This is a genomic window from Viridibacillus sp. FSL E2-0187, assembly GCF_038006425.1.
Lineage (GTDB): Bacteria > Bacillota > Bacilli > Bacillales_A > Planococcaceae > Viridibacillus > Viridibacillus arvi.
This window is the reverse complement of sequence record NZ_JBBOVG010000001.1, coordinates 1,916,914-1,931,752: the sequence shown is the minus strand read 5'-3', so window position 1 is coordinate 1,931,752 and position 14,839 is coordinate 1,916,914. Positions and strand designations below refer to the sequence as shown.

At 33.9% G+C, this 14,839-nt stretch carries 13 protein-coding genes; 4 read left to right on the top strand and 9 right to left on the bottom strand.

The genetic code is table 11. From position 1 onward, the window contains the following. Nucleotides 1–49: 49 nt before the first annotated feature. The 6 genes from MHH85_RS09345 to MHH85_RS09320 all read right to left on the bottom strand — a co-directional run bounded on the left by MHH85_RS09345 (nucleotide 50) and on the right by MHH85_RS09320 (nucleotide 6,506). Nucleotides 50–1,486, bottom strand: coding sequence for an NADP-dependent glyceraldehyde-3-phosphate dehydrogenase (locus tag MHH85_RS09345; RefSeq protein WP_340706818.1), 1,437 nt, complete (start codon nucleotides 1,484–1,486; stop codon nucleotides 50–52). Between the two features lie 832 nt (nucleotides 1,487–2,318). Continuing rightward, a complete protein-coding gene (locus MHH85_RS09340; RefSeq protein ID WP_340706817.1) occupies nucleotides 2,319–3,095 on the bottom strand; it encodes a GNAT family N-acetyltransferase in 777 nt (258 codons plus the stop codon). A gap of 22 nt (nucleotides 3,096–3,117) precedes the next feature. After that, the gene (locus MHH85_RS09335) at nucleotides 3,118–3,537 is read right to left on the bottom strand and encodes a GNAT family N-acetyltransferase (RefSeq protein WP_340706816.1); all 420 of its coding nucleotides are present in this window, start codon (nucleotides 3,535–3,537) and stop codon (nucleotides 3,118–3,120) included. Nucleotides 3,538–3,755: 218 nt separating this feature from the next. Further along, a complete protein-coding gene (locus MHH85_RS09330; RefSeq protein ID WP_340706815.1) occupies nucleotides 3,756–4,769 on the bottom strand; it encodes a DHHW family protein in 1,014 nt (337 codons plus the stop codon). A 21-nt stretch (nucleotides 4,770–4,790) separates the two neighbouring features. Beyond that, nucleotides 4,791–5,102 (bottom strand): DHHW family protein, encoded by a 312-nt coding sequence (locus MHH85_RS09325; RefSeq protein ID WP_340706814.1) that lies wholly within the window; start codon nucleotides 5,100–5,102, stop codon nucleotides 4,791–4,793. A 12-nt stretch (nucleotides 5,103–5,114) separates the two neighbouring features. Continuing rightward, nucleotides 5,115–6,506, bottom strand: coding sequence for an MBOAT family O-acyltransferase (locus MHH85_RS09320; protein ID WP_340706813.1), 1,392 nt, complete (start codon nucleotides 6,504–6,506; stop codon nucleotides 5,115–5,117). Between the two features lie 321 nt (nucleotides 6,507–6,827). Between MHH85_RS09320 and MHH85_RS09315 the strand changes: the two genes are divergently transcribed. Further along, the gene (locus MHH85_RS09315) at nucleotides 6,828–7,730 is read left to right on the top strand and encodes a pentapeptide repeat-containing protein (RefSeq protein ID WP_340706812.1); all 903 of its coding nucleotides are present in this window, start codon (nucleotides 6,828–6,830) and stop codon (nucleotides 7,728–7,730) included. Then, nucleotides 7,731–8,201 carry an NUDIX hydrolase gene (locus tag MHH85_RS09310; protein WP_340706811.1) on the top strand — a complete coding sequence of 157 codons (471 nt, stop codon included), beginning with the start codon at nucleotides 7,731–7,733 and terminating at the stop codon, nucleotides 8,199–8,201. A 308-nt stretch (nucleotides 8,202–8,509) separates the two neighbouring features. Here MHH85_RS09310 and MHH85_RS09305 read toward each other — a convergent pair whose 3' ends face one another. Both MHH85_RS09305 and MHH85_RS09300 read right to left on the bottom strand, forming a co-directional pair. After that, a complete protein-coding gene (locus MHH85_RS09305; RefSeq protein ID WP_340706810.1) occupies nucleotides 8,510–9,136 on the bottom strand; it encodes a Type 1 glutamine amidotransferase-like domain-containing protein in 627 nt (208 codons plus the stop codon). 248 nt (nucleotides 9,137–9,384) lie between these two features. Continuing rightward, the gene (locus tag MHH85_RS09300; RefSeq protein WP_340706809.1) at nucleotides 9,385–10,476 is read right to left on the bottom strand and encodes a copper amine oxidase N-terminal domain-containing protein; all 1,092 of its coding nucleotides are present in this window, start codon (nucleotides 10,474–10,476) and stop codon (nucleotides 9,385–9,387) included. Nucleotides 10,477–11,120: 644 nt separating this feature from the next. On the opposite strand from MHH85_RS09300, the gene pdxR reads away from it, so the two are divergent. Together pdxR and MHH85_RS09290 are read left to right on the top strand one after the other, a co-directional pair. Then, nucleotides 11,121–12,569 (top strand): MocR-like pyridoxine biosynthesis transcription factor PdxR, encoded by a 1,449-nt coding sequence (gene pdxR, locus MHH85_RS09295; RefSeq protein WP_340706808.1) that lies wholly within the window; start codon nucleotides 11,121–11,123, stop codon nucleotides 12,567–12,569. Between the two features lie 4 nt (nucleotides 12,570–12,573). Continuing rightward, entirely contained in the window at nucleotides 12,574–13,485 is a 912-nt protein-coding gene (locus MHH85_RS09290) for a D-alanine--D-alanine ligase (protein ID WP_340706807.1), read from the top strand. Between the two features lie 284 nt (nucleotides 13,486–13,769). Here MHH85_RS09290 and MHH85_RS09285 read toward each other — a convergent pair whose 3' ends face one another. Beyond that, on the bottom strand, nucleotides 13,770–14,660 hold the full coding sequence (locus MHH85_RS09285) for a hypothetical protein (RefSeq protein WP_340706806.1): 891 nt from the start codon (nucleotides 14,658–14,660) through the stop codon (nucleotides 13,770–13,772). Nucleotides 14,661–14,839 lie beyond the last annotated feature (179 nt).

Below are 14,839 nucleotides of genomic sequence, written 5' to 3'. Positions count from 1 at the left end.
CAACAACAAATAAATTAATTATTGGCTCTTATTAAAGTTTTATTCTTCCTTATTCATAAATATTAATAATTGTAACTTTTTCACGAGTCATTGCTTCTATACTCCGTTTTATACCTTGTGTTCCCATACCTGAACCTTTGATTCCTATGAATGGGAAGTGGTCAGGTCCACGTTCTGTTCTTCCATTTATCTGGACAGAACCTGCTTCAATTTGAGGTGCTATAGTAAATGCCTTATTTACGTCTTTTGTAAACACACTTGCTTGTAAACCAAATTTTGATGCATTAGCTATTGTAATGGCTTCATTATCTGATCTCACTCGAATAATCGGAAGTACGGGGCCAAATGGTTCTTCCCAAGCAATTCTCATATCTGTTGTCACATTGTCTAGTAAGGTTGGGAAAATGAGATTCCCTTCACGTTTATTTCCCGTAACTAATGTGGCTTCTTTTTCTAAAGCATCATCAATTAAACCTTGGACAAAGTCTGCAGATTTATCATCGATTAACGGTACAATAATATTATTGTCTTCAGGAGACCCTACAGTTAAGGCTTCTATTTCTTCTTTTAATAAAGATACTAATTCATCAGCAACAGTTTCGTTTACTAGGACACGTTTAATTGCTGTACAACGTTGCCCTGAATATGAATATGCTCCTGAAATTATTTGTTTCGAAGTAAACGCTAGATCAGCATCTTCACGAACGATAGCTGGGTCTTTTCCTCCAAGCTCCATTACAAGAGGTATCATATTTGAAATTTTTGCAATATGTTGTCCTGTAACTGTTCCTCCAGTGAACGAGATCATATCGATATCAGGATGCTCAACAAGGTAGTCACCTATTACAGATCCTCGTCCAGTTACTAGGTTAAGAACGCCTTTAGGTAAGCCTGCTTTGTGAAGAGCTTCAATCATTTTCACACCACTAATTGCACCTTGAGTGGCTGGTTTGAAAATAACAGCATTTCCAACTATTAGAGAGGGGGCAATTTTTGCAGCTGATAAGTTCACGGGATAGTTAAATGGTGAAATGGCAAGAATGACTCCGAGTGGGACACGATGAGTCATCGCAATTTTAGAGCGATTTCCACCCGGAAAATTTTCACCCAACATACTTTCCCCTTGCATATGTGTTGCTTCTTCTATTGTGTATTGAATAAAATCTGCAGTTCGTTCCACTTCCTTTACAGCATCATTAAATGTTTTCCCCACTTCTTCCATAATAGATTGAGCAATTTCGTTTTTCATTGCAAGTAATTCATCTACCCATCTATATAGATATTCTCCACGAGCGCGTACAGAAAGTTGTGCCCATTCTTTTTGGGCTAGTTTTGCACCATTTATTGCTTCATCTACTTCATCCTGAGAAATAGCTTGAACGTTGCCTATTTCCTCACGTAAATAAGGTGACAAAATGCTTATACTTTCTTTTGATCGACTTTCACGCCATTCTCCATTTATATAAAATTGATAATTTTTAGCCATGATGTCTCCTCCAATAATCCGATGTTTTACTATTATTTACTTGATTTCAGTTGTCATACTTATTTTTCCGTCATTTAACCCCTCAATATGCTTTTTTATTAAATAAGAAAAAAACACCGTACCTTGATATTAGATAATATCAAAGTACGGTGTTTTCTTCTTAAAGTTCATTCACTTTATACTGTTCATGCAATATCAAAGTTCTTAATTTCATAAATTCCACCTATAAATCCAATCAAACCACCAATAGTAAATAAGACGGCTGGAATTACGGATGCACTTGCTGTTATTAAACTATACACCCCAAAAACACATAAAATCAGGCAACTAAATAAACTAATCATTACTCTGACCCTTTTGTTGATGAATATCCCCTCCAAAATAATCTATACCTTATATTCTTATAATTCTCGAATTATTCATAAATTCCTTTTGATTATTTTAAAATCATTTAAACTTGCAAGTCCTTATTGGAGAAGAACTAAGAAGACAGATGACTTTGTCTCCAATGGATATGAATATCAAAGATGATGACAATTATTATATGCTGAACTTCTACATGTTGATGCGGTTTATTGCCCGTCCACAGTACTAACTTTACTTATTTAATTAATCTCAAAATTTCTTTAAAGAGAACTGCTTCAGGACAACCTATGCATCCTTAGCAAAGAAAAAAACCGATTTCATCATTTCAATGTTAGTCTAGCTTATGTTATCAATATATCTAAAGTAATAAATGATACAGGGTGATACATTGGTGTTAAATAAATTATGTATCACCCTTATATTTCTTATTCACTAAACATGATCGTAATTTTGAAAAGTTGATTTACTATTTATTAGAAGGAGATTGACAACCGTAAGAGTATGCGAGACAAAGAAAACCACACTTCTCAAGGATTGGTCTACTCATTGGACTGGCATCAACAGTAAGGAATGGATGCCCTTTTTCAAATGCCTTTTTTGCCCGAGCAGCTAGAAGCGTTGTGTAGTATCCTTTTCCTCTATACATAGGTAGCGTCGAACCTCCCCATAAGCTTACAAACGAGGAGTTGGCCTCTAAGTACATCCATGCGGCACTGACGAGCTTATCATCCTCATATATCCCATATAGATGTAAGGCTTCAGGATTATTTTGTTTATCTCTCCAAAGTCGTTTCCCCAGCTCAGCATGTGGTTCATTCCAAATGGCATCTTCTAGATCAACGATATCTTGAATACCTTTTTCATCTGTTATTTCCTTGAAACCGAAATGTTGATTATGTATTAGCAAGTGGTGCTGTTCATCTAGTTTCATCACCATAAGAGCTTCTGCTTCATCTACGCTAAAACCTTCTTGTTTAAGAATATCTTTCAGACTATCAGGTTTATCATAGCTATATACCTTCCACTCAAAATCTTGTCCTAGGTTATTAAAATAGTTTAACTCCTGCTTTATGATTGTTCTTGCATTATCTTCATTTACATTAGATGAGACTATGAACCCGGATTCACCATATTGTGAAATGTGTCGTACTACATGCTCTGTTTCTTCTCTTAGATAACTTTGTGTTTGAGCTTCTTGTCTAAGTTCTTTGTGGAATAGTGATATTAGTTCGTTGTTATTCATGATCGCGCGCTCCTTTCTCTAACTATGTAAGATACTCTTCAGTCAAATGAACATCCAAGTACCTAGCCATCCCTGTTTTGAGCTTTTTAAAGCCGCATTTTTTGTAAAATTCTTCATTTCCTAAAGTTGAAATCATATGAATACAGGAAATACTTTTTAATTGTACTAATAGCTCAACTACAATCATTTTCGCAATACCTTGGCCTTGGAAATCTGGGTGTACAATCACATCATAAATAGCTGCATTAAATACACCATCTGAAATAGCTCTTGCAAATCCGACAAGTTCGCCGTTAATAAATGCAAAGACGGTATGATTACTCGATGAAAATATTTGTTCAATAACTTTTTCGCTATGCTTTTTCCATCCAACAGATTGATAGATTTCTTTCATTCTAGCAATATTATTCATTTGAAAATCATCGCTAAGTGTAACCATCATGCATAGCCCCCTTGTATATTTGTATGTACCGCGTTATGAATATTAAATATTGCATTAGAATAATTATAACAAATTTATCCATATGAATATATTATTGAGTAATCTTTATAAAGAATTCATTTACGATAGGCTCAGTATGATTAATAATCTCCATATCCCATTTAGAACTAAACCACATAAAAACAGAAGCCTAATCACTTCGATTAGGCTTTTGCACTTCATTGTATTTCTTCAATTGTTTTTACAATTTTCTCTGTATTAGCAGCAAATATATTATTGATAAATAATACTTCTTTTACTTCTTTTTCATTAACTAATTTTTTTAAACTACTATTGTAATATCTAGAATCTACTACATATATTTCGTCATAATGAGGTATTAAGAATGGTACAAAAGCATTTCCATAAGACTCTTTCACAACGACTAGTTTCTTCCCATTATTACTATCATTATTTTGAATTTTAATCATTGGAAAATCTCCATGTAAAAATAGAGAGTAAGCATTTACACCATCTACATAATCAGCATATAACGTTGAAGAAACTGGTGTATCTTCCTTCCCTTTTTCATATCGAAATACATCGTAATCAACTGGAATCTTGTAATAATCAACAACATCTGCATTTTCTTTTAACTTAGTATCCTGAGTTTGCGTATATAGAGTACCTAAGAAATCTTTCTTAGAATATTTTTTGAATTCATTTAATGATTTAGCTTGAAAACCTGCTTCTTTTGCAAATTGTTCATAAGCATAATAAGCACCTAATGATGTCCAATGATGATCCGTATTAAAATATATATACTCGTTTTTATGTTTTTCTAATGCTTTATAAGCATCTACAGTCTTAACTTTACTATCAAGATTGTCATAAATTTTATCAATCACGGGTTTTTGCGACTTGGACATATTTTGATATTTTTGTGGCAGTGCAAACTCTACACTCGATGGAACAACCATATTATACACTTCAACTTGATCTCCTAAAGCTTGTTTCGTACTTGATACGGCATTGGTATATCGCTCAGCGTTACCTTCATTTCCATAGAAAATTTCTACTGCTCTATCACCAAGTGTAATAATAGAACCCGATTTCTCCGCAGTTGTATTCTTTAAAACTTCTTCCTGTTTTCCTCCCTTAATAGAACTTACACTTTCTTTTTCTAAATCTGTAGAAGCACACCCTGCAATTAGTAAGGTCGCAATTGTAGAAATTATCATATTTTTATTCATAGTAGTTAACTCTCCTTATATTTACTTCTGTATATTGTATATTTGTATCTCCTCTGTTCCTGATCGTATTCCTTTTGCATTGTTATAGAATGAATTCAATGCAATAAACTGTTCACGAAACGGAAATGTATCATTCACATATAAATCTACCTGTTTGGAATAACTTTTATTTAGAAAGTTTTCCGTTGAAAAGGTAGGACGTGTTGTTAATTGTCGTTTTTCATTTTCAGAAATGTGGTCTTTTGGTAATAGAATGAATAATGTAAAACCCACTATCACAATTCCAATCATACAACCGATATGAATTATCTCGAATATATTACCTTTTTTCATTCATAACTCTCCTTAAAATCTAAAATAAAGAAAGGGATTATAACTTTCGCTAACCAGAATTGCTGTACATATGATTAGAATCATAACATTTACGATAATCAGGCAACTTTTATACATTGCACCTTTAAAAACTTTTTTCCCAATGACTTTGATTAGTGGTGTACATAATAAAATAGCAATTACTATCCAGAAAATATTATTCATTACAATAATATTTAACTCAGTACTAGCGAAGCTTTGATTAGCAAAACCAAAGAGAACTTTTAAATAAGCGAAAGCTTCATTCAGATTCGTAAAGTAGAAGAAGGTCCAGCCTATAATTACAACCACTAGTAAATAGCAGTGCGAAACAATACTTGGCAGTTTCTCTAAAATTCTACCTAGTATTTTTTTCTCTAAGTAAATTAAAATCCCAAAATACATTCCCCAAACAATAAAATTCCAGCTAGCTCCATGCCAAATTCCAGTTAGAAACCAGACAATCATTAAGTTTATAAATTCATTCTTTCGATTTCCGCCAAGTGGGATGTACACATAGTCTCGAAAGAAGCTACCTAAAGATATATGCCATCGTCTCCAAAATTCTGTAGCAGATCGTGAAACATAGGGATAGTTGAAATTCTCTTTATATTCGAAGCCAAATATTTTCCCTAATCCTATAGCCATATCTGAGTATCCAGAAAAATCAAAGTAAATTTGCAGCGTAAACATCACAATACCAAACCATGCTTCTGTAACAGTTAAGCTTTCTGAAGAACGCTCCATAAACATCGTGGCAAAATTACCAGCTGTATTAGCTAACAATACTTTTTTTCCTAATCCAATTATGAATCGATTCACACCATCACTGATTTGGCTAATATTTGTAGTTCGATTCTCTATCTGTATAGCAATATCCGAATATCTAACGATTGGTCCTGCCACTAGCTGTGGAAATAAAGACACATACAAAAGGAAAGTTGAGAACTTTCTTTGTGCCTGTACCTTTCCTCGATACACATCTACTGTATAAGAGATTGTTTGAAAGGTATAAAAAGATATACCAATTGGTAATGTAACATCGGGTATTTGGAATGACGTATTAAATATAAGATTGACATTTTCATAAATAAAAGCACTATATTTAAATGCAATTAACAAAGAAAGATTTAATATAATAGAAGAAACGACACCATATTTAGCCCATTTCGTTCCATGAAGTCTTTCAATATACAATCCATGACAATAATCAATACTACTACTAAAAAGTAATAGGACAATCCATATTGGCTCACCCCAAGCATAAAAACATAATGAGGTTACTAACAAAAGAATGTTTCTAAACTTTCTATTTTTCACCGAGTAATACAGTATTATGGTGATTGGTAGAAACAAATAAATGAACAAAAGACTTGAAAAAACCATCGTATCCTCCTTTCGTTTACATAGTAATAATGGTTTGTGACATCAATGTTACAAGCTAGTGATGCTCATAAAAAAAGAACCCTACTGATTGATAGGGTTCTTTTGAATACAAATATTGAGTTGTAAGTGGATTGTAATGGTGTCTTCTTCGATTTTTTCTCGTAACCTTCATAGAAATGATTTATAAAATATTTCCGATAAACACATCCATTTAATTATATCCAAAAATTGACTGTTGAATTTAATCAATGGTAATATAAAAAATTAGAATAGAATTACATATTAATTTATTAAAATACTTAAGCAAAGGAAGTACATCAAATGATTGATAATAGTGATTTCCCTAATACAAAACTCGACATTAGCCGCAGTGATCTACATGCAGATTGTGAAAATTGCTTTGGTTTATGTTGTGTAGCGCTCCCCTTCGCAGCTTCGGTTGATTTTGCAAATGATAAAGTGGCAGGTAAAGCATGCTCCAATTTGCAATCGGATTTTCGATGTAGCATTCATAATAGTCTGAGACAAGAGGGATTTAAAGGCTGTACGGTTTTTGACTGCTTCGGTGCCGGACAAAAAGTTTCTCAAACTACATTTAAAGGAATTGACTGGCGCGAAAGTACACAAATAGCGCAGAAAATGTTTGATGTCTTCCCAACTATGCATCAACTTCATGAAATGATCTGGTATCTGACTGAAGCTCTGAATTTGAAGGAAGCAAGTCCAATACATAGTGAACTTAGCACTGCACTTCATGAAACGGAACGACTTAGCAAACTTAGTTCCGATGAACTTTTAAAGCTAGATGTACCATCGCACCGAGCAGTAGTAAATGCTTTGCTTTTAAACACTAGTGAACTTGTAAGGAGCAAAGTAATCTCCCAGCATATTGGCTCTAAAAAAAGAAAAACACTTGACCGTCGAGGAGCAGATTTGATGGGGGTAAAGCTTAGAGGTGCGGACTTGAGAGGAGCTAATTTAAGAGGGGCATACCTTATTGGGGCAGACTTACGAGACGCAGACTTACGCATGGCTGACCTTATCGGAGCTGATTTCCGAGATACCGATCTAAGAGGGGCAAATCTAACTGGCAGTATCTTTCTCACACAAGTTCAAGTTAATGCTGCAAAAGGTGATAAACAAACTAAATTACCACAATTGCTTTCACGTCCAACACACTGGAATGTAAGTGAAAAGAGATATAAAAACAAAGAGGTGTTTTGAATGAGTAAAGAATATTTTGAAGTCCCAATACGATGTACAGGGATTGCGACCGTTTTATTAAAGAAGATAGAAGATGAATATAAAGTGTTGCTCTTAAAAAGAAATACTTCTGCTCTACGGAATGTTTGGTGTTATATTGGTGGTAGTATTGAAGAAGGTGAAAAGGCTTGGGAAGCAGCTTTCAGAGAAATAAAAGAAGAAACCGGGATAACAAAACTATTATTATATACATCTAACAAATTTGACCAAATATATTCACCTCAAGAAAATTATATATATGTTGCCCCTGTATTTGTTGGATTTGTGGAAGACCATCAAGATGTAAAATTAAATGTTGAACATAGCGACTATCAATGGTTGTCTTTTGAGGAAGCGATAGAAACAGTCTCTTTACCTGGAAATGATGAAGTTCTTAAGTCTATTGAAAAACATTTTGTACAGAGAAAACCTCCAAAGTTTTTACGTGTTTGAGATTAAAATTTCTCCTAATAGGGATCGTTAGTTGAAGAAAGGACATTACATATAATATATATAATGTCCTTAAATTTATCTGCTTTTTTATTGTTATCTTGATAATATATTCTTTGGAAGTATCTGTGCATAATTATATTAAATATTTTAATAATACCCTCTAAGAACATTTTTGAAGAGCATCGTATTTAAGTTGTTTACTAAACTTAAAAACCAAATTTATATCTCACAGGATGTACCTTCAATCCCTTTCCGATCTACCTCAATCGCGCCCGATTGCTAAACTGTATTAGAATTTGGGATTAGTTCTATTCAATTATGATTACTTCTCCATCCCTTAATGCTTTAAATAGAATTTTATTCTCGATCATAAATTCAATTGCTCGGTCCATATCGTTAGATTCTTTGTGATCTGATTTATAATGGGGGGCAATTACATAATCCAAAATGCATAAACCTTCCCATATAGCTTGATGTTCATTTCCATAAGGTTTCTGCTCAGGTTCATCTACTAAGTGTATGCCTTTTAAAGTTGGTCCAAGGATACAACCACCTGCACTATATCCCCCATATAGAATATCTCTTTTTTCTCTATAGTACTTTTTAATGATTTCATCAAAACCGCTTAATCTCATTGCTTGTGCAAGAACAAAAGTATTGCCACCTCTTACCCAAATAACATCGTATTGATCAAGCTTTTCTTTCAATCCTTCGTGGTTATTGAAGTACATTTTCAAGTCTAAAACATCCACTGTGAAACCTATTCTTTGCAGTTCACTTACGTCTGCAACATCACTTTTATTTTTTCTTTCTAAATCAGTCGCAAAGTCTAGTGCATTATTGATATATGCGACTTTTTTATTCCCATTTTCCGTTAATTCGATTAGTTTCCGTTCTTCATTTCCAATTTTAAAAGATGAAAGATAAAATTTCATATTGTCCCCCTTATTGTATATTTCAATTGCTCTTTTTTTAAGCTTGCCTTTTCGGTTTAATTGCCCGTTTATTGAACACTACTCTTTTTTTGATTATATAATTGTTCAAACCAACATGCCAACATGCCAATATGCCATGACATCAATCGCGCCAGTTGCCACCTTGTCCGTATCCTCGTCAATATGAATCAGTTCGCCATCCTCGGAAACTCTAACCTTCAATCGCAACAGAATTCACAGAGAAACAACTATTGAACCCCCGATGAAGTAGAAAGTCTCCATGTGGCACCCCAATATTCATCGTATTGAATATACCATTTTCCATTTATTTTTACTTCTAACCATGATAACGGCGGTGTAGATAATATCCTAGTTTTATAACCATTCATATCAAATACAATTTGTTGTGCATGTGCATAAGAATCCGAATCACCTTTACGTTTGTAAAAGAAGTGGTATGCCGAGTATACGTCGTATGCATCATCCCATCTTAACATTGGTTGGTCATTTAAAAAATCTCTAGCTTTACTCTCAACCTCAGCTAGTTTCACAATCTGAGAGTAAGGTACTTTATTCTTTCTTAAATCTCTACCCCAACGATCAGCGAAATCCAAACCTTTATAATAGTAATCTCTATTACTCCATTCTGGTGGTACTTTTACCCCTTTTTTAAAGTAATCATCATAAGCTTCGCCATAATAATCTGTATAACCAAAATCAAATGTAGATTTGTAGTTCTTGAAGTAATTATTAACATAAGCCATTGTTTTATCATACTGGTATTGGTTATCAGAACCATACGTATGGCCTTGATATTTAGTCTTGATACGCGATGGGCTTATTGGTGTAGCCTGAGTGATGTCAATAGTCTTTGCACTTGTTGATATAGACACTTTTGTGCCTGTAACTTTGGCCACTAGATCATGAGGGATCATGAATACATCATTGATTGCTTGAGCACTTGTCGATAGCGTTATTTTCTTGCCGTTTACAGTAGCTACTTTAGATCCTTGTTTGATTGTAGAAGTTGTACCATTGCTTTTAATAGTTAACACTTTAGTTTTGCTATTAAAAGTAGTCGTTCCGCCTAAACGTATTATAAAGCTTTTTGCAGGTAATATATGATTAGGGCCTATTCTAATAGAGCTATTATGAAGAGATACAGGTTTACCATTGATGGTCACCTTGTACTTAATTGTCGATGCAACCATCGTGATGTTGCTATGATTATCGGCAGCTGTGGTTTGTTTCGAATTAACCTCAACTGGATTTGTAAAACCAGCCACTAATAACACTCCGCTAAGTAATACAGAGCTTAATACCTTACTTGAACCATTCATATTACTCACTCCCCTTGTTGTTACATATGGTTCATTATAGTGCAATAAAGGGTGATATGGATATGATTTCCGATTTTTTGTTCAAAAGTATCCAAATCATTTATCTCTATTACACCTCTACGTTTATTGTCTAAAAATCTAACATTTACTTTTGATTCCCCATATCCCCTGTCACTGCCCTTTTTTTAAAACTTAATACTTGTACTTTCCTATCACGATGCTATAGTTTTTGCTTGTTTAACGGCTTTACAACCAAAATACTACCAACTACTATCGTATTTTTCACCGTTGATATAACGCTCAACTTTAGCTTTAACAATCACATCATTATCATCTACATATGATTTTATAGAGGTTCCTCTCATGCTAACATTTCCCTTCGATTAACATTTTCCTTTTAGTTACAAAAATAATTTGTGTATTCTTGGTCAATTTCGAAACTATTAGTTTAATTCCCAATATATAATTAAACTATTGTTGCCCTCGATTAAGATTCCTACTTATCAAGGGCTTTTTCATAGTGAAAGACTCTAAATGGTATCTTATTGTTTCACACCCTACCACAAGACCGTAAAAATACATATTGAGTGGACCTTTTGGAATCGGTGCAGAAATGTAAAAATGTAAGCAAGGGGATGAATTCAGTGTTTAACGATTTTAAGCTAACGGAAGGCCGTCCTTTATATATTCAGCTTAAGGAATATTTAAAAAGAATGATCACCAACGGGCATTTGCTTGAGCACCAAAAGCTTCCATCCACCCGTGAACTCAGCTCTTTATTATCCATCAGTCGAAACACCGTTCTAACGGCTTATGCGGATTTGGAGCAAGATGGCCTGATCTATGCGGTAAAAGGAAAAGGAAACTTTGTAAATCAAGTAGAGACTTTCAAATCCCTATCTATCAAGTTAAATTGGACTGAAAAAATCAATGAGCAAACCTTTTTGGCAGAAAAAATGGACCTCATGAAGCATGGGGTGAGCTGGAATAAAGAAATGATCTCATTTACTAGTATCGCACCCGATGAAAAGCTATTTGATGTAGAAAATTTTAAAAAGGCCTTTTTAAATCGGATGTCTATTGAAGGAGACATTGTTCTTAACTATGGCTATGCAAAGGGCTATAAACCACTTATCGAATACCTGCTTCACTACATGGAGAATAAGGGGGTAGACATTAGAAACAAAGATATATTAATTACCAATGGCTTCACGGAAGGTCTGGATCTTCTTTTATCCACTTTAAATAAAAAGAACGGTCGTCTTATTTGTGAAAATCCAACCCATCATTCTGCCCTTAAGCTCTTTCGATTACATGGCTTTGAAATCGATGGAATTGATATGGAGGATGACGGTGTCAATGTTAGGGAGCTAGAAAAATGCTTATCCAAGAAGGAATATGATTTTGCCTATTTCATTCCGTCTTATCATAATCCAACTGGAATCGTAACATCCTCTGAAAAAAGGAAGAAAATCATGGATTTATTTTCGGCCTATCAGCTTCCTATCGTTGAAGATGGATTTAATGAAGAATTACGTTACTCGGGATCACATCAGGCTCCATTGGCTGCCTTTGCTGGACTCGGCAATAATGTCATTTATATCAGTAGCTTTTCTAAGATTCTTTTTCCTGGCTTGCGGGTTGGATGGATTTTAGCAGACAAAGAGTTGATTTATTACTTGGAAAGTATGAAAAGAGCTCGAACGGTTCATACGTCAACTTTAGACCAAGCGGTGTTATATCAATATTTAAATGATGGCTATTTTGAGAAGTATATAAAAAAAGCGAAAGCAGTCTATAAGAAAAAATATGAACTAGCTATCCATTATTGTAAGCAATATATTCCTTGTAAACGGCTAACAGGTGACGGTGGACTTCACCTTTTTATAGAACTAGATAACAACATTGATTCACAAAAGCTTTTAGAAACATGTTACCAAAAGGGAGTTATTTTTTCGCCAGGCAATGTTTTTTACACGGACAGTAGTGGAAAGCATACGTTACGATTAGGATTTTCTAGGCTAAACGAAAGAGAGATTATTCAGGGAATTAAAATCATAGGGGACACCTTAAAAAATAATTTTGGAGGTTAAAAAAATGAGAGTTGGCGTCATTATGGGAGGGGTTTCTTCCGAGAAGCAAGTTTCGCTTATGACAGGTGAAGAAATGATGGTACATTTAGATAAAAATAAATATAAAATTATACCAATCCATATAGAGAAAAAAGAAGATTTAGTGAAAAATGCGAGGAATCTTGACGTTGCGCTACTGGCGCTACATGGCAAGTTCGGTGAGGACGGCACCATTCAAGGTACCCTTGAAACCATGGGAGTTCCCTATACAGGGAGCAGTGTCCTATCCAGCAGCTTATGCATGGATAAGAATATCTCGAAAAAAATCATCAGGTATGAAGGGCTGCAAACACCGGATTGGATTCACCTTATGAACATGGAAGAACTTAATATGGATGAACTAGACGAGATAGGTTACCCAATAGTTGTGAAACCTAATTCAGGTGGTTCGAGTGTAGGAGTAAAAATTGTTTATGACAAAGAAACGGTAAAATCTGCGATTACTGAAGTATTCAAATGGGATTCCGAAGTGATAATCGAAAAGCTTATTACGGGCGAGGAAATCACTTGTTCGATATTGGATGGAAAGCTTTTACCGGTGATTTCCATTCGTCATCAGGGTGAGTTTTTTGATTATACCTCGAAATATAATGATGTGGCTACCATTGAAGAGGTGGTCCAGCTCCCGCCCGAAACACATAATCGTGTCGCTCTCACAGCAATTTCTTGCTATAAATCATTGAAATGTAGCGTCTATGCCCGAATAGACATGATGATTAAAAACGGGGTCCCTTATGTGTTGGAAGTTAATACATTACCCGGGATGACGAAAAACAGTCTGTTGCCAAAAAGTGCACAATCAGCAGATATCCCTTATCATCAGCTACTTGACTTAATCATTGAAAATTCACTCAAAGTAAGGAAAAATGATGTATAGACCAATATGGACTGAAATTAGACTTAGCAACATTAATAGGAATATTAAACCTTGAATAAAGTTGAGCCTTAGTATACTAAAAAGAATCCATTTTGATCAAAAAATTTTAAATGGATTCTTTTAATTTATCGTATAACGCAGGCAGTATATTCGATTATTTAAACAAGCTTTTTTATAACCAACACTACCAAAGTATTTTTTCCTTATTTAGTTTATTTATTTGTTATTTGTGGCGATAAGGTAAGTCAGCTAGAATAACAAAAACAATTTAGTATTATATTTCATTATCTTTTTACAGTTATATCTTTACTAGCACTCACATACTTTTCTGGAATATGCCAAGTCCATACATACAGTTTTGTATTTGTTTTCTGTTTTCCTATACTTGCTTTAAACTTGCCATTACTATCCGTTTTAACTTTAGCTATTCTATAACCTGTGTTTAAATTGTAAACAGAAATCCAAGTATTTTTCATAGATTTCCCTGTGATGTAATTACTTTTCGACGTAAATGAATTAACTTTTAGTGGCGCTTTTTTATAATCAGTTACAGTAATATACTTAACTGCTTTATTCCCTGCAAAGTCTGTTGCTGTCACTTTGTATCGACCATTTCTATTAATAATCATACTATCATCCATACTCATAAATGCTTCTTTTGATGGATATGAAGAATTATAAGAAGTTTGACGAGTAACTGACTTTATACCAGACTCGTAATCAGTAATTCCAAAATTCAATCGGTATTTACCTGTGCCAAACTCTAAAGTAGGCTTAAGAACCTTAATTTTCGGCTTCGTCATATCTATATTACGAACTTCAATCATAATCCAAAATCCATAATTCGGGACCGATTCTTCATCCATATCTTTATCAACAGGCAAGAAGTTGTACTGATCATTCTTAGAAATATCAACCGTTATTTTATTAGATTTAATAATCTTTTTCGAGAAACTATCATAAAGATAATGATCGCCACCTTCATACTTAGATGTATCAATGGTAACTTTAACAGGTTTATTCGTAAGCTTTTTTGTGCTAAAAGTAATAGTTGTATTTGGATTGGTTGCATGGATGATAGGCTCGTAGCTATTAGCAAAGCTAACATGAGAACCCACAGAAATTGTAACCATGAATACAATCATAGCAAAGACAAATTTCATTGAATTTTTCATATAGTTATTTATCCCTCTTTCATTTAATAATCAACTCTGTTAAATAGTACCAATAACAAACTACTTTAACAAGAAAATTTTAGTTCTATTGTCCCTCTATTACATAAAACAAAAAAAGAGCAGAGCCAAATTAACGGCTACTGCTCTTTTTTTATTAGGAAATAGATTCATTACGATAA